Origin of the sequence: Sphingobium ummariense RL-3 (genome assembly GCF_000447205.1) — a bacterium.
GTDB classification, from domain to species: Bacteria; Pseudomonadota; Alphaproteobacteria; order Sphingomonadales; family Sphingomonadaceae; genus Sphingobium; species Sphingobium ummariense.
In genome coordinates this window covers 1-19,303 of the sequence record NZ_AUWY01000025.1, presented here as the reverse complement: position 1 = coordinate 19,303, position 19,303 = coordinate 1, and the positions used below count along the sequence as shown (strand labels likewise).

Genomic DNA, 19,303 nt, shown 5'->3' with positions numbered 1-19,303 from the left:
CAGGCCGTTGACGAAGTCGGCGGTGGCTGATTCAGTGCGGCAGTGGGATTGTCTGGCGGGTTAGCGGCGATGGCGATGGGGCGTGATAGCGAGGTCCAGTCCGATTTGATCGTGACGTGGGCGGAGATACCGCGTTCACCGGGGCATGTTTTCTACGACAAGCTCCAGAAGCTGCTGGCCGAGGCGGGCTTCGATGGCTTTGTCGAGAAGACGTGCAAGCCCTATTATGCGCCGCGGATGGGAGCCCCGTCGCTGCCGCCGGGCCGCTATTTCCGCATGCTGCTGATCGGCTATTTCGAGGGCATCGACAGCGAACGCGGGATTGTCTGGCGCTGTTCGGATTCGCTGTCGCTGCGGGAGTTCCTGCGACTGTCGAGCCGCGACAAGGTCCCTGATCATAGCTGGTTGTCGAAGACGCGGAGCCGCCTGCCGCACGAGGTACATGACCAGATCTTCGGCTGGGTACTGGCCCTCGTCGCCGGGCACGATCTGGTGAAAGGCGAGCGGATCGGCGTCGATGGCTCGACCATGGAGGCGAACGCCGCGCTGCGTACCATCGTGCGGCGTGACAATGGCGAGACCTACCGCGAGATGCTGGTGCGCATGGCGCAAGAGAGCGGCATCGACACGCCGACGATCGACGACCTTGTCCGGCTCGATCGCAAACGCAAGGGCAAGAAGCTGTCGAATGCGGACTGGGCGAGCAAGACCGATCCCGACGCGAAGGTCGCGCGGATGAAGAACGGCTCGACGCGTCTGGCCTACAAGCCCGAACACGCGGTCGATCTCGACACGGGTGTTATCGTGGCAGCGCCGATCCACCCGGCCGACAAGGGCGACACGACAACGCTCGACGCCACGCTGGAGACGGCAGCACGCAACCTCGCCGACATTGGCCTGGCGCCGACGTCCGGGGATCCCTGCGATCTTGTGACCGATAAAGGCTATCATTCGCGCGAGCTCCTCAAGGGTCTCGACGGCGACATCTGGAAGACGCGCATCGCCGAGCCGGCACCGCCGAATGGATATCTGCGCTGGCACGGCGACGAGGCTGCCCAGAAGGCCGTCTACGCCAATCGGTCTCGCCTGAAATCCGCCGTCGGACGCAAGGCGATGCGCAAGCGTGGTGAGATGGTCGAGCGTAGCTTTGCCCACGTCCTGGATCGCGGCGGCATGCGCCGCGCGTGGCTGCGCGGGCGCGAGAATGTTCACAAGCGTTATTTGATCCACGTCGCCGGGTTCAATCTTGGCATTCTCATGCGCGCCCTGTTCGGTTGCGGCACTCCGAGGGGCGCCAGGGGCGCATCCAAGGCATTCTTGTTCGTAGTTCAGACCGATGTTGCGCTCGTCATCGCCCTCGTCGCCGAGTTCGACGGAGAAAGGGCCATGCTCCTCATCGTTTTTACCCCTGAAGGCGCTGACAGACCCGGCTGAAAACCGACTTCGTCACCGCGCTGTTAGGCCCGGGGCGACGATGAAGATGGCCCGGCTGAAATCCTTGTTCCGCTTCGGGTAGGTTAGCGCGTTCAGCACCTGCCACGTGATGATCATGGCCATCACCGTGGTCTTGCCCGCGCCCGTCGCCATCTTGTTGCACAGGCGCTGCCATGCCCCACCATCGCCGGGGACGTAGATGCCCTGCTTGTATTCCTCCGCGCCTTCGAGCCACCAAATCAGCGTTTCGATGGCCTCTAGCTGACAGAAGTAGAACGGGTATTCCCGCGCCGTGTTGTCATGCCAGTGTTCGAGCAAGCGGCGGGTGACGATGGTCACGCCGGGGTAGCCAGCCTCGCGCCATTGATCGACGCGGCCACGGATCGTCTCGACCAGTTCCAGCTTCTCGGTTCGCCGGGTGTTGTTCCGGGCGTCGAACACCTCGTAGCTGGCGGGGCGGCGCTCCGGAATGATTTCCAGCGTGCCATCCTGCTTTGGTGCCCAATGCTGCTGCGGGCACACGAATGGCGTATTGATGATGAGCGACTTGGGCTTGGTCACCGCCGTCACTCCAGGTTCATGATCTTGATCGACTCGATGCCCCTGTCATCGACGATCTTGACCGCGACCCGGCGATGGTCCCCAGCTTCGAACGGCAGGGAAACGGTGCCGTGGAATTGCTCCAGCAAGTCCTCGTCCAGTTCGGCGCGGATTGTCTTTTTCAAGCGGTTCCAACCATCTTTCGCGCCGGCCATCGGGAAGAAGACCTGGTGCGGCATCAGGCTGCGCCCGTCATAGTCCGTGTCCAGCGACCACATGGCGATCTTGGACTTGCCACCCGAAACCAGCGTGCCTTCGCGGGGATCGAAATAGTCGAAGCCATGGACCTCGATCTGCCAGTTATCGCCCACCTGCTTCAGTTCCACCTCAGGCTGGCCCATCAGCCAGAAGGACTGGTTGGACGACCGCGCCTTCTTCAGATCCTCGGTCAATAGATCGGTATTCATCTGGGCTTTGAGCAGGGTGACGCCGGGCCAGTTGAGTTCGTCGATATCCTTCGCCGCCTCCGGGTCGAAGGTGAAGGCGCAGAAGACTACGAACTTGGGCTTGGGCACCAAGGTCTGCGCGTCCTCGATGGCGCGCTCTACCTGTTTCTGTTCAAGCGCAGCGTGTTCCGGGCCGAAGCTGACGACAACACGCTCCCCGCTATCCAGCGTGCCGGACGCATGGAGATGCTTGACGCCGGGGATGGCCTCAAGGTCGGTGAACTTCAGCATGGCCCCACCCTTGGCGCGGATACCGGTGCGGATCAGTTCATCGCGCCATTGTGTCTGGCGAGAGGTTTCGCCGGAGCGTGCAACAGTTGCATCCGCTTCGGTCGGCGTCCCTGATTCATCCAGCGAAAGCACCGTGGGAGCGGGCACCGCTTCGACCGAAAATGGGCCGGTTATGCGCAGGCGAGATTTGTCAATCTCAGGCTTGTCATACAACGTTTCTTGTTCGGCATGGTCCTTGACGCACTGGTCCATCGCCGCCTGCATCGCCAAACGTGCAGCATGAAAATCCGCAAATGGCTGCGCCGCGCTTTCCGGCCAACTGGCAGGCCATTCGAACGGCACCTCCCATTCTTCCAGTTTTTGGCCCTCGGAGAAGCTGATGAGCTTCCCTTTACGATAGCCCTGCTCGGGTTTGAATGGAACAGAAGAACTGTCTTGCAATGCTGCGTTCAAGGCACGGAGCGCGGCTTCAATCACCGGTTGCTTTGTATCATAGGTCGTATCCACGTCCGGGTTCGTGACAATAGATTTGAGCATGATGTGCGGGATCGACTTGTACGCAAAGCCGCCCCGGATACCTTCGTGCGGGTAACGTAATGCGTAGTAATCAAAACTTGCGGTCATGAACCGCTGCTTTGCCAGCGTAACCGCGACACGACTGGTATCGCATGTGATCCAACGGCGCCCCCACTTCTCAGCGACAAGGGCAGTGGTCCCCGAACCGCATGTTGGGTCGAGCACCAAGTCGCCCGGGTCGGTCGTCATCAAAAGGCATCGTTCCACTACTTTTTGAACGGTTTGCACGACGTAGAGCTTGTCGGCCATGAAACTGGCACCGACGTCCGTCCAGTTATTGGAAATTGGAAAAACTGGAAAATCATCAAGGTAGCGAACGTACCCAACGCGGGTACCCGTTCCCTCAATGCGTCGCGCCTTTCGCAGGCGCTCCATGCCTTCCTCGTTCGTCTTCCATCGGACCTGCATGGAAGGTCGGTATTCCTCGCCCTGGAGGCTGACCGGAAACCATGATGCGGCACCTTCGCCTTTCTCTCTTCCGGCTCCTTGGCTGGTAAGATTGTCGAGGCTGTAAATCCTAGACTGAGGATCATCGACTGCGGGCTTTCCGTCGATCTTGGCGGAAATGCTCATCCCCCCCTTCGTGGGATGATTGATCCGGTTGTAGTTAGTGCCTCCGGTCTCGCCCGCCTCCTTTTCGACATAGATTGGACGAAACTTAAGATTGCCTCCCGCCACATCCTTGCCATACCAGACGATGTAATCGGCGACATTCGACAGATTGTCATTCGTAGAACTCGACGTTTTTACGAATGTTATCACAGATACGAAGTTGCTCCGCCCCAATACGTCGTCCAATACCTCGCGAACATGATGAAGGTTCTCGTCGCCAATCTGCACGAAGACGCTGCCGCTTTCATGCAGCAATTCTTTGGCCAGCAGCAGTCGATCTCGCAGATAGGTCAGGTACGAGTGGATACCCAGTTCCCACGTATCCCGGAAAGCCTTGATCATCTCCGGCTCTTGCGTGAGGTCCGCGTCGGCTCCGTCCTTCACGTCGCGCTTGTTGGTGAACGGCTGGAAGTTCGACCCGTATTTGATGCCGTAGGGCGGATCGATGTAAACCATCTGCACCTTGCCAGCCATCGACTCCTTGTGCAGCAGCGAGTTCATGACCAGCAGGCTGTCACCGGCGATCAGCCGGTTCGACCACCCCTTTTCGTGGTGGTAGAAATCGAGCGCTTGCCGCAACGGCAGGTTCTCGAACGCGGCGGCGAACAGGTCTGCCTGTCGCCATGCCTCGCCCGCCTTCTCGCCCTTCAGCCGTTTGCGCGCATTGGCAAGTATCGTCGCCGGGTCCACCCGTTCATGCACATGCAGCGACACGGTATCGACGGCGAAGCTCGTACCCTCGGCCTTGCCCGCCCAATTGAGGTAAGGCTCCTGAAGCCGCTTCAGTTCCACCAGCGCATCGCGCATCGCATCGGCATCGCCTGACGCCAGCGCATCGTCGATCAGCTTCTCCACCGCCCCGCGCTGGCTGTCGAACATCAGTTCCGGATCAAGGTGGGGATCGTATTTCCAGACTGTCTTGGGCTGATCCGGATCGTTGTCCGGGTGGACCATGCCAACCTCGGGATTGTTCACCCGCGTTTCGGTATGGCGATAGCTCAGGACCTGCGCTGGCCCCGCCTTGCGCGCCACCTTCTTCGTGCTGCTCGCCGGCTTGGGGGCTGAAGGGGTGGCAGGCTCCTGCGCGGTCAGCGAGAAGCCGTCCCCATCTCGATCGTCAATCTCGTCCTCGTCGTCGAGCCCCACCAGAAAAACTGACCCGCCACGGCCGCGACCTTTGCCCAGCATGCCTTCCGCGATCAGCCCGTCTCGAATGCGCTGATAGGTTTCATCACTTAGGTCAGGTACTGACTCGCGCATTGCTGCAGCCAAAGCCAAATTGCCGACTGCGGACCCATCGTCTGGGACAATGGACAATAGAAGTTCGCGAAGAGAGGCGGTCATTTGATTTTTCCAAGTCAGTGAACTGCACGTGCAGATCGAAATTCGCTCATTTTCCTCGCTGGATTATTCAAAGCATAGCGCTGTTGTCGATGGATCCGTCATGCTTCCCCCCAATATCCCAACCAAATCGAATAGAACCAAATGGATAGATAGCGCCTTCGGCAATCCCATAAAGTGCAATCTCGCCTTTTTGTCACATCAGATCTGGACGCGCGTTGCATCAAGATGCCGAAATGCTCGATCGCGGCAGGTGAGCAGGATCACCTGCATACGCTGGGAGGCTTCCTCCAGGATCTCGGTCATCAGATCGAGCCGGCCGTCGTCGGAATAGACCAGTGGGTCGTCGAGGATCAGCGAAACCGGCATGCCCTGCTCCAGCAGCATGTCGGCAAAGGCGAGGCGGGTGAGGACCGCCAGCTGCTCCTGCGTCCCCTTTGAGAGCGTACCGCAGGCTTCATTCAAGCCGGAGCGCGTGACCGAGGCTAGACCGAGTTCTTCATCGAAGCTGAGGTCGGCGCCGGGAAACAGGCGCTCGACATGAACGCGAGCGCGCTGGGCCACTGGGCCAACGAAGGTTCGAGATGCCTCGGCGCGCGCCTCGTCCAGCACATCCTTGAGCATTTTGACCGTGGCTGCCTCTTCGTCGAGCCGAGCCAGTGCCTGGGTTGCGGCATCGGCTTCTTCGGCTGCAGCTGCGGCCAGGCTCGCCAGACCTTTGCCACCCTCGCTCTCAATGATCGCCTCAAGGCGGGCGATATCCTTTTCGAGATCGCCCCGACGGGTTTGACCAGCCCTTGCCCGGCTATCGATCATTTCGATTTTGCGGTTGATTGCCTGCACATCATGTGCGGTGGCGTCGCGCTTCGCTTCGGCCAGCTTGACAGCGGCCTGGGCAACATCCTCCCGGGCTTTGGCGATGGCGTCGGCAAGCCCGGCAAAAGCGGGCTTGCCTTCGAGCTGAGCGATGCGATCCGATGCATGGGTCTGATCGCGCTCCGCGCCCGCCTGCGCGGCGGCAAGCGGGCGGTCCCTGTCCTCTATTTCTCGCAGGTCCTGAACGGCTTGGTCGTGCAGGGTTTCAGCGCGCACTACGACCGTTTCCGCCTCTTCCAGGCGTCGAGTGAGCTGATCGGTCGAGATCTCGTCTTCATCGGCCGCCGGTGATTCCGCTGGAACACCTGCCACGAACAGCTTGAGCGCATCGGGGCCTGCCGCAAGATTCAACAGCGATTGCGCCGACGTTAGGCCGGTGATCTTGGTTTCGAGCAGTTGGACGGTCCCCTGCGCATCGCGCGCGGTATCGTTTCGCGTCCGCGCCGCAGCGAGGTCGGCCACATCCCATTCGGCCAGTTCCAGTTCCTGTCGCTCGAGCAATTCGGCGAGGCGGGCTGTTGCGCTGGCTGCCGTTGCCGGCGGACGGATGACCAGGACGCCCCCGCCCAGGGCAATCTGCGTCTCACCGGTCAAGGTGCGCGGGCTATTTGGTGTCAGGGGCTCGCCGCCTATGGTGATGCCCGTAGCGTCGCCCGTAAGCTCGATAGTGGTAGCGCCGGCATTGACGGCGGCCCGCGCTTCCGCGACAGCACGATCATTGGCCTCCAGGCGAGCGAACGCCTCAGCTGGAATGACCTGTGCGGCCTGATTGCGGGCATTGGCCAGTTGCTTTTCGAGATCGAGGAGTTCGGTGTGCCGCTGGCGTGCATCGGTGATCGCCGCGTGGCGCTGCCGCCTAGCGAGACGTGCATCCCCTTCCACAAGCGCCTGACGGGCTGTGGCGCGATCATCTCGCGCCTTGTCGAGCGCTGCCTTCGCCTCAACCACCTTCGTGCGTCCCGCTTCCAGCTGATCTGCAAGCTGCTCCCGATCGGCGGTGATTGCGGTCAAAGATTCGCCAGCGGCCGTCAGCGCTTCCTTCGCCGCCTCATGCTGCGATTGCAGATCGTCGAGACGATCGAGGTTTGCAGAGAAATTCTCATGCTCGGCTTTGCGAGTCTCCAGGATCTGCGCAGCAGCCCTGGCGATCTCCAGAGACTGAACAAGACCGGCGCGCTGTTCTTGCTCGGTCTCGTCCGCCAGCTCCCGCTCGATAACTTTCAGTCGGCCGCGCGCGGTTTCCAGCTCGCCGAAGCTCTTTTCGAGCGCATCGAGCCGCGTGGTCGCGTCTGCAGCGGTTTGCCGCGCCTGCTGGTCACGATCCCGCGCGGCTTGCCAGCGTCCCTTCGACTGCGCCTTGCCAGTCGGCGTCCAGTAAATGTCATACTGCTCATCGATCCGCTTTCGGACGCGCTCATAGGCAGCGCCGCCGACGATCGTCCCGACCTCTGCCTCCAGCGTCGCCTGGATGCTGCTGCGCACGATGCTGCCGGGCGCCGTCACTTCGAGCGCCTGCGCCTGCGGAACCCAAAGCAGACCGAGCGCGCCATAGGTGGTCGGGTCGCCACGCTGGCTACTATCCTTGACGAACCCTAGAAGCGCTTGCAGCCGATTTTCAGCGTCCTCGCCCTGCGCCCGGCCCTGCGGCCCCGTGACTTCGACTTGGGGGCCTTTGAGAAAGCGCTTGGCGATTTTCCAGCTGTCGGTGCCAATATCGAAACTGACTTCGATTTCTGGCGCGACCGCCTCGCCATAAGGCGCAAAACTTTGGGCGAGTTGATTCTTCGTGGCATGGCGGACGAAGAAAGCCGCCCGCAGGGCCTCAAGGATCGTGGATTTCCCACTCTCGTTGGGCTCGATGATGATGTTGAGCCCCTCGCCCAGCCCTTCGATCGTCAGAGGCTCGCGGAACTTGCGGAAATTGTTGAGGCTGATCCGCCGCAGTTGGAGGCTCATGCTTGGCTCCCCCGATGATATTCGACAAAGAGCCGCTCCATCGCGCGCCGCGCCAATATGGCTTCAGTCCCGCCGGCTGCGATTGTCTCGGTGAGTTTCTCAGCCGCTATGCCGAGCAATCCCTCGACCTTGAGATCCGCCAAGTCCTGCTCGCCCGGCCGGCCGACAAGATCGGCCGCCCGGACATCCAGGAAGCGAAGGCGATGCCGGAGGTCATCTTCGAGCCGCGAAAGGATCTCGACGCGGTCGGCGAGGCCCGTAATGCCCGCCAGCGAAAGGCGCAGCAGCGTTGCCGCAGGATCGATAGCCGAGAGCAGCACGTCGCATTCCGCCGAGAAGGCGGCAGTGTCCTGCAAGGCCCAATCCCTGAGCAGCCATTGGAATCGGCCGGTGCGCACGGGTTCCACCTTTGGCTCCACTCCCGGCGCAAGCTCGATCATCAGGGCATGGCCGGGTTCATCGCGTTGAAAACCGTCGGTTTCGGGGGTTCCGGCATACCAGGTGCGCGGATCGACCTTGAGTGTGCCATGCCAATCGCCGAGTGCCAGATAGTCGAGATTGGACCGCTTCGCGCGATCCGGCGCGATCTGGTTCTTGGTCTCGCCGCGCGCCGTGAAATCGCGAATGGAACCATGTGCAAGGCCGATCCGCAGCTTCGCGCCTGGCGTTTCCATGCTGTCGAAAAGTTCGGTCGGATCATCGAGATGGTGCCGATGAAGGAGCGGCGCAGGAAGCAACCAAACCCCGGCCTCCATCTCCTGCGCGACGGGCTCGGTGAGCAGGATGATATTGTCCGACGCTTTGCCACGGACACGGTCCCACAAACCGCCGTTGCGGGCATAGTCGTGATTGCCCGGGAGCAGCCACCAGCGGCAGGGATAGCGCTGCATACGCGAGACTGCCTGGACGATGACCCTATCTTCGGGACCCTCGGTATCGAAGATGTCGCCTGCGACAATCACATGTTCCACCTGGTTGGCGGCAGCGACCTCGCCGATCCGGTCGATGGCGTCGAAGCGCGCTTCGCCAAGCGCCGCGCGCACCTCGGGCTCGAACCGGCCGAAGGGTTTGCCGAGCTGCCAGTCAGCGGTGTGGAGGAAACGCATGGATCAAGATCCCGTACTGAGAGGCGCAGAAAACGGTGGAAGGGCACAGAGCGTGTTGACGAGCCGCATCTGCTCGATGCTGCTGCAGTTGGCCTCGCGCAGGCGGTCGCTGCCAAAAACGAGCGCAAGCGCTTTGGCGCGTGAAACCGCGACATTGATGCGGTTGAGCGAGAAGAGAAACTCCATGCCGCGGGCGGTCTCGTCGGCCGAGGAAGCCGTCATGGAGACCAGGCATATAGGGGCTTCCTGGCCCTGGAACTTGTCGACCGTGCCGACGCGGATGCTGCTCGGCAGCCCTGCCCGCAGCGCGTTGACCTGTGCATTATAGGGGGCGACGACGATGATGTCGCCGGGGCCGATAGGGCGCGTGGCGCCGTTCTTGTCGGTCCAGCTCCCTTGCAGGAGATTCTCGATTGCCGCGCTGATCGCCGCAACTTCCTCAGCGGCGATCTGGGCATTACCGTCATGAGCAACCGAAACCCAATATGCGCCGGCCGTGGGCCAGGCCGTTCCGGTAACGCTCTGGCGCTCGGTATCGCTATGGCTGGCTAGCCGCCCCTCATAGACCTGGTCTGAAATGAAGTCACAAACCGCGGGATGCATCCGCCGGGTCTCGGCGAGGAATATGCCCCGATCGGGCGGGACGGTGGCATGCTCGCCCAGCATCCATTCCAGGCATGACAGGTTGGCCGGCGCAGGATGCGCGCCCTGGATGACCTGAGGCAGCTGACGCGGATCGCCGACCAGCACGATATTGCGCGCGGCACGACCCATGGCGACCATGTTGGCGAGGCCCACTTGCCCCGCCTCATCGACAAACAACCAATCGAAGCCCTGCACATTCTCATCGCGCGCGAAGAAGAAGGCCGTGCCGCCGACCACATTGGCGCGGGCGAGGATCAGGTCATCATTGGCCGTGGCGCGGTGAACGGGACAATCGCTGGCATAGCCATCATCGCCTCCGGAAACCTTGTGGGCAAACGACACGGGAAAGGTGCCACCTTCTTCCTCGCTAGCACGCAGGCAGCCGAGCAGGACATTGCGGATCGCTTCATGGCTGTTCGAGGCGACGGCGACCCGATGTCCCGCTTTAACCAGCGCCAGGATCACCCGGGCCGTGACGTGCGTCTTGCCCGTTCCCGGCGGTCCCTGGATCGGGAGCAACGTCTGGTCCATGGCGTGCGCCGCGGCAATGGTGCCCGCCACCGGTTCCCCGCCGGAGAGGATATCGCCGTCGATGCCGTTCAGGCGCGGGGCGGCGCCCGACAGCAGATCATCGACGGCAGACAAGCGCCGCGGCCCGCATTGATCCTCGATGACGTCGCGCACCGCTGCGGCCAACACCTTGGTATCGAGCGGCCAATCCGGATGCAGGGTCAGCCGATCGGTGAGGAGTTCGGCCCTTGCCACGCCGACCTTCAAGGTGATCGTGCACGCATCGCGATCCAGCGCCTCAATCGCAACGGTTGACGGCGGTCCGTCAATCCCGGGCACAGTGGCCTTGCCGCCTTCGCGCAATTTGGTTTCCTGAGACGGAAAGCGATAGGTGCGCATCACCGAGCGCTTGATGGGTTCGATCCCGGATATCGCCTCGAGTCCCGCCAAGGCGTCGAGATCATCGACAAGCTCTTCCTCATCGCGCGCCGCGCTGTCGAAAACCGTCCACTGAGCAGGCTTGGCTTCACGCTTGTGGAACAGCCCCAGATTGAACAGCAATTCCTGACGCTCTGGAGTCAGAGAGGATGCGGCCAAGCGATCGCGCAGCGCCGTCGTTTCCTCGTCCTCGACCACCTCCTGCTCGGCCGCGTCTTGTGCAAGCACGGGCCAGGGACCATCGGGCCGGATGCCCACTAGCCAATCGCGCAGAAGCTCGGTCGACTGGCAGTCAACCCGATTATAGTCCTCGATTTCGTCGAGGATTTGTTGATCGCCCGTCTCGCGCCAATTTTCATAAGCAACGACCGACCCGCCCGCCGTCTTGACCTCGCCCTCGCGCTTCAAGCCATAAAAGGCCTCCAGCGCCTTAATGGAGTAGCTCGGTTCGGAAGCAATGAGCGCGCCGCGCACGACCGCATAGAGGTCAACAAAGCGCCGTTCGCGCATGAGCCGGTCGAGAAAGGCCTCGCCGATACCATAGCGTGTGGTGAGACGCCGCAGCGCGGTGATCTCATAGGGCGCATAATGATAGATGCGGGCCTCCGGATAAGCCGTGAGGCGATCACGAAAAAACGCAAGCAGCCGTTCGAGCGCTTGCGCTTCGGCAGCATGGTCATGAGCCCAGAAGGCATGGAAACTATCATCGGCCCACACGCCGTGCAGATATTCAAGGCCTCCCTCATAATGGGGGTCGCCCTCGATATCATAGAAGAGATCGCCCGCCTGCGGCCGAGGGAGCAGGTCAAAGCCTTTGCCTGGCTGCGCCGGACGCAACTCGAAGGCGGGTTCGCCGCTTTTGCGCGCGTGCTGCAGTCTGGCCTGGCCGACAAGCTTCTCCGCCGTCGCACTCGCAACGCCGCGCACCGGGCCGTCATGCCGAGCCAGCGCGGCCATGTTTTCGATACCGGACGCCTCCAACTTCTTCACTTGGCCGCGGGTAATATTGGCGACCTGGAACAGGCTGTCCTGGCTGGTGAGGACAGCGTCGCAATGGTCGGCCCATCGGCACAGCGAACAATCCGCGCAGGGGATCGGCCGCGTTGGCTCAGGGGAAGCAACAAAGGCCTCGAGCTTAGCCCGCGCACCGCGCGCATAATGGGCATAGTCGGCCAACCTCAGCGTCGCGCGCGTCCCATTGCCGAGCTGCACATGCGCGTGCTCCGGCAGCACGCCCTGGATCTCCGCCAAAAGGTCGGAATAGAGCACGAGCTGCAGCACATGCTTGGGATGGGCTTTGCGCTTGAGCTTGGTGTCGGTCACTTCGTAGCTGAACGGCCCCAGCAATGATGGTCGCTCGACTCGCTCGAGAAAATCGGACCACCCACCCCAACGCTCGGCGAGAAAAGCCCCTTGAAAGATGATCTGCGAGCCTTGCGCCAGGGCCGCTCGCGTCTCGTCCGCGTTCTGCGCAAGATCGCCACGCGCAATCTCGACTACCCCGTTGCCCGCGTCTTTCAGCTTCTCCAAATGGGCGGCCTCATGGGCATCGCCTTGTTTCTGAAGCAGCGCGGCATCCTCGGAATCTTCCCGGGGAGTGAGCGGCTCGCCGCGCATATAGGCAAGGTCGAGCGCTGTCGCATGCGCGCAGCCGACGAACCGCATCAGGTCGGTCGCTGAAAACAGGATGGTGTTCCCGATCGTCCTCACTTGGCCCCCTTGATTGCCCAACGCCACCCACGAGGGAATCACCTCGACAGGCGCTACCCTGTTCCTTAGCATGCAAGGGTGTCAATCTCTGACATGGACGTATAATGACTTTCGCCAAGGCCAACGATCTTCTGCGCCTCGCCCAACTCGCCGCCTCGCGGCGTTTGGGCATCAGCCTTGAGGAAATCTCTCAGGAATTTGGCATTTCGCACCGAACGGCGCAGCGCATGACCAGCGCGCTGGAGGATAATTTCGCGAATGTCGTTGTCGTGGAGGATGACGATCGCCGCCGGCGCTGGCGCATCCAAAGTCCCATCCCCGAGCGGCTGCAACCGCGCCAGGAAAACACCATCGAGGCTCTGGAAATCGCCGCCCGCGCGGCCCGCGATGAGAACCGGCTTCGCCACGCCCGCGCGCTGGAAGATCTAAGAGACAGCCTGATCACGCGCCTCTCCCCGCGCGACGCGCTGCGCTCGGAAGCCGATGCGGAGGCGGTGCTATCGGCTTTGGGCCAAGTGGCGCGGCCAGGCCCAAAGGTCGCGATGAGACCTGAGGTCACCGACGTTCTGATCGAGGCGCTGCGCGGACCGTTCAAGATGCGCATTGTCTATGGCGACACCGATGCAGAAACCCGGACGGTCGAGCCGCATGGGCTCTTGCTGGGATTGCGCAGCTATCTCGTTGCACGCCAGGCTGATCGAGGCGAGAATCTCCGCCATTTTCGCCTGGACCGCATTCACAGCGCCGAATGTCTCGATGAGAGTTTTCCCATCCAGTCCGGCTTTTCCTTGAACGATCATGCGGCGCAGGCCTTCGGCGCCTATCAGGACCCCGCCCAATATGGTGAGGTCGTCTGGCGTTTTCTTCCCGAAGCAGCTCCGCGCGCGGCGGAATTCCAGTTCCATCCCAACCAATCAGCCGAATATCGGGACGACGGCAGTCTGATTGTCCGCTTCAAGGCCGCAGGCTGGCTCGAAATGGCCTGGCATCTCTATCAATGGGGCGACAAGGTAGAAGTGCTGGAGCCGGCAGGACTGCGGGCGTTGGTCGAGGGTCATGCGCGTCCGGACTTCCCGGCCCTGCCCTGATTGATCGATTTGTGTCGCCCTCGGTGGCGGAGGGTTTCAGTTGAGTTCGGCGAGGAAGCTGGTCGCCGTTAATTGTGCGTGATCGCTCAAAGGCGGGCGAAGCGTGAAGGCACTCGGCGCACGGGCGAAATTCCACAGCCGCATGAGGCACCATTCCTCGCGCCTCGTATCGGCGACGGCCAGCTCATTGCGAGAGATATGAAAGGGCGTGCGTTCCCATCCGTTAGTGGTCTTGACCTCGATCAGCTTCTCGCGCCCGTCCGTTTCAAAGCTCCGGATATCAAAGCCAAAACCATCGCCATCCTGCACAGATGTCCAGCGGACTTTGTCCGCGAGATCGTCGCGGCCCGCGGCATATAAATGACGGCGCTCGTGATGCAGCACGCATTCTTCACCCGCCTTGCCAAGCGCCCGGTTGCGCGCATCGCGCTCGGCGACATCATATTTGCGGCCGATCGCGGCCATGAACGCTGGATCGATCGGCGACGGTTCGTTGCGCACCGTGGGCGGTGGCCCGATCCGCAATGACCCGCGCGCATCTGGTGCGTCCAGAGCGGCTTCCGTGAGCATATCGGGAGCCAGCCATTCGGGCCGCGCCTCCAACCACCGCAGGACGCCATCGACCAGCGCATTCTGGAAATTCGCGGCCGGCTTGTAGCCCTCGATCCAGGGCTGACCAAGGCCGAGCAAGACCGCACTGATATTCTGATGCTTGAACTCGATCGAGCCCTTGCTGCGGTCGATCACCGCCTGGAGGGCGCGGTTCCGAGCCGCCTTGTTGATGGGCTGGCCAGCCAGCTCGTCGGTGAGCATGGCGAAATAGTCGGCGACGATGTGATCAATTTCCTGATCGGACCAGACTTCCGCCACAGCCTATTCCACCACCGGGTAGTTCGGCATTGGCCATTCATGCCCGGCATTGTCCATCATGAGATCGATGAAGATCGGCAGCAAGCAGCCGAGCAGCGCGGCGCCATCCCTGACCTGGGCGCGATTGACGTCGCTGTTCCATGTCGAGCCACCATGCACCAGTTGATTGCGCAGCACATAAAGCCGGTCGAACAGGATCGAGAGTATCTTCGCCGTGTCATGATCGCGCAGTGCGGCGCCTATAGCTATCCGCGACCGCTCGAGCCTGTCAGCCCAGTCGGCATAGCCGGGCGAGCCATTGTGATGCTGCCAAAAGGGATGGAAGACATAGCGGTTTGCGAGCAGCACCCGGATTTCCTGAGGGAAGCGTTGCCAGACCATGTCGTAGATCCGGTGTTTGCCATCAAAGCTCACCAGCGTCGTGAAAAACGTCTGGAATAAGCCCCGTTCGCCCTCAGCGGCGCTTGAAGCGCGCGAAGCTTCGACGTCGCCGGCATAGGCAGCGTTGAAGCCGATCCAGAGCAGGATGAAACGCACATCCTCATCGCTCTCCTCGGCTTCGGCACGGCGCAGCCACGACAGCGCGCGATGCACCCTGAGCGTCAGCGGCTCCGGAAAATCGCCACGCAGCTCGCGCTGCTTGGCCTTCAAGGCTTCATGATGCAGCGGGCTGCCGGGCGGATAGCGATAGGCCATGACCAACATCGTAAAGCCTTGCTGGTCAGGCTCAATCCCTCTCGATCAGCGACCTCGAGATCGTTGCAGCGGCGCTCGCTCCTTGCCGGGTCCCTGCCGCGTCCGACCCGCAGGCTCGACACCCCGCACGGCCGTGTCCCGCACCTTGGCCGCCTGAAACTGCCAGCCCGCCTGCAAATGCGTTCGCACCTTGTCATTTGCCACCTTCATTACCCTGGCAACGGCATCGGGATTGTCGAACAACGCCGCGCGCACCACCGTCTCAATCACGCGAAGCTGGCTCTGGGCCGCCCGCGCATTTTTCACCTGGCTTTGCTCCGACGATGTTTGCCTAGAAGCCTCATCGGCCTGGCGGTGGCCGCGAGCGGGTTCGCGCGATGCCGGCGCCGTGACGGCAGGGGCGATGCTGTTACGGCTCGCATTGCGTTGTACGCGATCCAGCTCCTGCAGATCCCGTTCGCTCGGCCGATATCCCCGAACTTCCAGACCTTGGCGACTGGCTTCGAGCCACGCCGCCCTTCGGAACGTCTCACTGCCGGTAACATGGACGTGTGACCACCCGCGATGGCGAGCGATGGCAACGAGATCGCGCACAACTTCGTCGCTCTCGCTGGAGGTGATGAGCCGTCTGCCCTGGTCGCGGAACGCCGGTTCCTTGGCCTGCGCTGTCGTGAAATAAGCAGGCTCGCCCGACCATTTGTTCGTCGTGGAGAAATAGCGCTTTCGCAAGGCATCCGGAATGTCACCAGACGACGACGCCTGGAGGATGGACGGATCGATCGATTTCCCCTTCTTGGTTGCTTCGGGCGACGATTGCGTCGCGTTCGCCGACTTGGTTGCCGCGTCCTGCGCGATCGTATTGCTACGCTTGCTCATACCGCGTGGCACCACAGGTTTTTCAGCGGCCATGATCTGTCCTTTCCTGGATGAGGGGTGAAGATGACGCCCCTTCCGTCTGCACGAGCGCCCGCTCGATCATCGATGACACGAAAGCGATGGCCGCTGCCTCATCGCCGGGCGGCGGCAAGTCGGTCAGGTCGCCCAGGACCAGCATGTCATCGGTAATCTTAGCCGCGCCCGCCAGTTCACCATCGGTCATTTCCCGCATCTTGGTCTCCTCCAGCAAGGCCCCGCCCGTGCTCTTCGCCGTTGGTCCCTCCGCGTCATTGTAAGGGGACACCACCTGATGCTTGCCTGGCGGCAGAACAGTTGGGGACGTAGCAGCGGGGATAGGCCGCGACGGCAGAATAGGCGGCGACAAAACGCGCCGTGTGAAGCGCGGCATTCGATAAAAGGCGATCTTCCTACCACGAACCGGCGCGATCCCGCCGCGCAGCAACAAGAGCTCGGTCTTGGGCATCTGCATCAGCTCCTGCGGCAGCAGGAGGGCGCGGCGCTGATCGGATTCCGACACGCTGCGATTGGCCAACAGCCCATGAATCGTTCGGCTGCGCGATTTCACATTCATCGTGAAGAAGCCGAGCCGCTCTGAAAGCTCGTTCGCGACCTTCAGCTCCTTGGGCGTGAACACCACCTCAAGCCCGCAATTGGCGATGATTTCGTCGGTAACATCGGGACCATAAATGGCCCGCAGCTGCGCCCGGCTCTGGATCACCGGCAGCAGGCGCAAGCCGTATCCAGCGACATAGGAAAAGCGGCTCTGTTGCAAAGATTGGCGGCAGTCAGAGGTAGGCTGTCGCTCTGCGCCGATCAGGCGGCTGCTGCGAAATGGTGGTTGAGCATGCCCATGGCCTCCGTCAGCGCCGAGGGCCCAATGCCAAAAGCTCTCTCCACAAGGCGCACCTCGCCCCTGATGCCGGGCTGCAGGCACCAGGGGCGAGCCTGTCCTTTGCGCAGGGCTCGCATGACTTCGAATCCCTTGATCGTGGCATAGGCCGTGGGGATCGATTTGAAACCGCGCACCGGCTTGATCAGTATCTTGAGCTTTCCGTGATCGGCCTCGATCACGTTATTGAGATACTTCACCTGCCGGTGGGCCGTCTCCCGGTCCAGCTTTCCTTCGCGCTTCAATTCGGTGATCGCTGCACCATAGCTCGGCGCTTTGTCGGTATTGAGCGTGGCAGGCTTTTCCCAGTGCTTCAGGCCTCGCAGGGCCTTGCCCAGGAACCGCTTCGCTGCCTTGGCGCTGCGGGTCGGCGACAGGTAGAAATCGATCGTGTCGCCCCGCTTGTCGACTGCCCGGTACAGGTAGGTCCACTTGCCCCGCACCTTGACGTAGGTTTCATCCAGGCGCCAGCTCGGATCAAAGCCACGCCGCCAGAACCAGCGCAGCCGCTTCTCCATCTCCGGGGCGTAGCACTGGACCCAGCGATAGATCGTCGTATGGTCGACCGAAATGCCGCGTTCCGCCAGCATTTCCTCAAGGTCGCGATAGCTGATCGGATAGCGACAATACCAGCGCACCGCCCACAGGATCACATCACCCTGGAAATGGCGCCACTTGAAATCCGTCATCGTTCCGTCCGTCCAATCTCCGCCAAGCATGCTCAAGCTTCACGATTTTTGCAACAGAGCCCCGCCGCTTACCGGCACGCCGTTCACGCTGTAGGTATTATAGCGCGAGGAAAGCCACGCCTCCCAGCGCGCGCCTTTCGCCATAATCAGCGCCCGATAGCGGGCATTATGGACCGGCGTTCGGGAATGATAATTGGCAACCCGCGTCCACAGGTCGCCCTTGTCATCCCGGATATGGTTTCTGATACGCCATGCAGCGAGGTTGTAGGGATAGCACCCCGCCGCAAGCACATATTCGGGCCGGATGCCGTAGCGTGCCAGCGATTGAATATAGCTGGAATTGAGCTGCATCGAGCCAAGATCGGCGGTGTTATTGGTGTTCTGGACGCGCGCGCCGGGCCGACCGTTCTCTTGTTCCGCGACCGCCAGCATGACGTTCGCCGGAATGTTATAGCGCAGCGCCGCCGCGATCGAGCATTGCACCCGTTCTTCTATGACAACCGGAGGCAGATCAGCGGCCATGATTAGCTGTCCCCCCTTCTCTGGACGAAGGCCGCAACTTCATCCTCTGGCGTCTCCATGTCGCCCGCATCACGGGCGGCCGAAATGGTATCGCCCGCGAATTGCGCCGTGGGGGGTGGCGATGAATCGGACGAACTGGCGGGACTGCCCGCGCCGGTCGCGGGAGCGAGCGTTTCACTTCCCGACGATGCCGAGGCGGCCGACGCGCGGATATTGGCCGCCAGTCGGCCGCCCACCGTATTTCCCACCCGCTCTTTCAAAGCGCCCACCGCCATACCAGCGGCAGCGCCGCCGAGGATGCTTGCGGTTTTCGCCGCACGGCTAAGGCCGGTGCGTTGCGTGCCGCCAGTGTCGCCACTTTCGGGCGCGCCTTCACCTTGCGAGCTGGCGGAGCTGGCCTCCCCCTCCCCCGCAGGCGAGCCACCGGCAGCGCCGCCGCCGTTGCCGTCTTCACGATCGGCCGCCTCGCTACCCGCAGCGGCGCTTGCAGCCGTGCCACCGCCCGCGCTGGCGGCTTCCGAGCCGCCTTGAAGGCCGCTGTTGTCATTGGCCGGGGGGGAACCGCCATCGCCGCCCATAGCGACGCTAAGGGGCGTGCCGCCGCCCCCACCGCCACCGCCGCCGCCGTTATCGCCGCCTCCCGGCATGTCGCCCGCCGACGAAAGCGGTTGCCCGCCTCCCATGCCGGTTTGGCCGCCTTCACCACCGCTCCCACCAGCGGCAGCGAAGGCGGCCTTGATCGCGCTGGCTCCACCCGCAGCGTTCATCGCGCCAGCAGCGATCATAGCTCCACCCGTGGCCGCCGCCCCAGCGGCCATCCCGGCAGCACCCAGCGCGGCCCCTGCCCCAAAGGCTCCGATACCGCCCGCCGCGTGGATCGAGCCGCCGCTTATAACGCCCCCGACCAGCGCGGGAACCTTGTTTACGAGCGCCAGAAGGACGACCGCGAAGACAAGCATGGTCCCTAAATCTTGGAGAGACGAACCCTCGCCCGTTGCGGCATAATATTGGTCAAGGAAGGTTTTGCCGACGCCGACGATAAGAACCATCGTCATCAGGGACGCGCCCACCGCGACCACCGTTTTGAAATAGTTCAGCGGGCTCTGTTGCAAAAATCGTGAAGCTTGAGCATGCTTGGCGGAGATTGGACGGACGGAACGATGACGGATTT

General features: G+C 62.2%; 13 protein-coding genes and 1 pseudogene. 2 read left to right on the top strand and 12 right to left on the bottom strand.

The features are described 5' to 3' along the window. Positions 1-69 precede the first annotated feature (69 nt). Positions 70-1,434 (top strand): transposase, encoded by a 1,365-nt coding sequence (locus M529_RS27975; RefSeq protein WP_013039168.1) that lies wholly within the window; start codon positions 70-72, stop codon positions 1,432-1,434. A 12-nt stretch (positions 1,435-1,446) separates the two neighbouring features. Here the strand turns inward: M529_RS27975 and M529_RS27970 are convergent, their stop codons facing one another. The 5 genes from M529_RS27970 to M529_RS27950 all read right to left on the bottom strand — a co-directional run bounded on the left by M529_RS27970 (position 1,447) and on the right by M529_RS27950 (position 12,436). Continuing rightward, positions 1,447-1,995 carry a DEAD/DEAH box helicase family protein gene (locus M529_RS27970; protein ID WP_201766326.1) on the bottom strand — a complete coding sequence of 183 codons (549 nt, stop codon included), beginning with the start codon at positions 1,993-1,995 and terminating at the stop codon, positions 1,447-1,449. A gap of 5 nt (positions 1,996-2,000) precedes the next feature. Continuing rightward, a complete protein-coding gene (locus tag M529_RS27965; protein ID WP_031294254.1) occupies positions 2,001-5,243 on the bottom strand; it encodes a site-specific DNA-methyltransferase in 3,243 nt (1,080 codons plus the stop codon). 198 nt (positions 5,244-5,441) lie between these two features. Then, on the bottom strand, positions 5,442-8,072 hold the full coding sequence (locus M529_RS27960; RefSeq protein ID WP_021316584.1) for an AAA family ATPase: 2,631 nt from the start codon (positions 8,070-8,072) through the stop codon (positions 5,442-5,444). Continuing rightward, positions 8,069-9,178, bottom strand: coding sequence for a metallophosphoesterase family protein (locus M529_RS27955; protein WP_021316583.1), 1,110 nt, complete (start codon positions 9,176-9,178; stop codon positions 8,069-8,071). The genes M529_RS27960 and M529_RS27955 overlap by 4 nt, the downstream gene beginning before the upstream one ends. Before the next feature lie 3 nt (positions 9,179-9,181). Then, entirely contained in the window at positions 9,182-12,436 is a 3,255-nt protein-coding gene (locus M529_RS27950) for a TM0106 family RecB-like putative nuclease (RefSeq protein WP_051184009.1), read from the bottom strand. A 149-nt stretch (positions 12,437-12,585) separates the two neighbouring features. On the opposite strand from M529_RS27950, the gene M529_RS27945 reads away from it, so the two are divergent. Next, positions 12,586-13,569, top strand: coding sequence for a helix-turn-helix transcriptional regulator (locus M529_RS27945; protein ID WP_021316581.1), 984 nt, complete (start codon positions 12,586-12,588; stop codon positions 13,567-13,569). Positions 13,570-13,605: 36 nt separating this feature from the next. On the opposite strand, the gene M529_RS27940 is transcribed toward M529_RS27945, so the two are convergent. The 7 genes and pseudogenes from M529_RS27940 to M529_RS27910 all read right to left on the bottom strand — a co-directional run bounded on the left by M529_RS27940 (position 13,606) and on the right by M529_RS27910 (position 19,244). Next, on the bottom strand, positions 13,606-14,439 hold the full coding sequence (locus M529_RS27940) for a DUF3883 domain-containing protein (RefSeq protein ID WP_021316580.1): 834 nt from the start codon (positions 14,437-14,439) through the stop codon (positions 13,606-13,608). Positions 14,440-14,442: 3 nt separating this feature from the next. After that, positions 14,443-15,135 carry a HEPN domain-containing protein gene (locus tag M529_RS27935; protein WP_031294252.1) on the bottom strand — a complete coding sequence of 231 codons (693 nt, stop codon included), beginning with the start codon at positions 15,133-15,135 and terminating at the stop codon, positions 14,443-14,445. A gap of 45 nt (positions 15,136-15,180) precedes the next feature. After that, positions 15,181-16,044, bottom strand: a complete 864-nt coding sequence (locus tag M529_RS27930) for an LPD7 domain-containing protein (RefSeq protein WP_021316578.1) — start codon at positions 16,042-16,044, stop codon at positions 15,181-15,183. Then, a pseudogene (locus M529_RS27925) lies at positions 16,034-16,798 on the bottom strand (type IV secretory system conjugative DNA transfer family protein); the annotation flags it as partial. The pseudogene M529_RS27925 and the gene M529_RS27930, both read right to left, overlap by 11 nt. Positions 16,799-16,845: 47 nt before the next feature. Continuing rightward, positions 16,846-17,610, bottom strand: a complete 765-nt coding sequence (locus M529_RS27920; protein ID WP_001389365.1) for an IS6-like element IS6100 family transposase — start codon at positions 17,608-17,610, stop codon at positions 16,846-16,848. Between the two features lie 39 nt (positions 17,611-17,649). Next, the gene (locus M529_RS27915; protein ID WP_021316576.1) at positions 17,650-18,132 is read right to left on the bottom strand and encodes a transglycosylase SLT domain-containing protein; all 483 of its coding nucleotides are present in this window, start codon (positions 18,130-18,132) and stop codon (positions 17,650-17,652) included. A gap of 2 nt (positions 18,133-18,134) precedes the next feature. After that, positions 18,135-19,244 carry a type IV secretion system protein gene (locus tag M529_RS27910; RefSeq protein ID WP_021316575.1) on the bottom strand — a complete coding sequence of 370 codons (1,110 nt, stop codon included), beginning with the start codon at positions 19,242-19,244 and terminating at the stop codon, positions 18,135-18,137. Positions 19,245-19,303 lie beyond the last annotated feature (59 nt).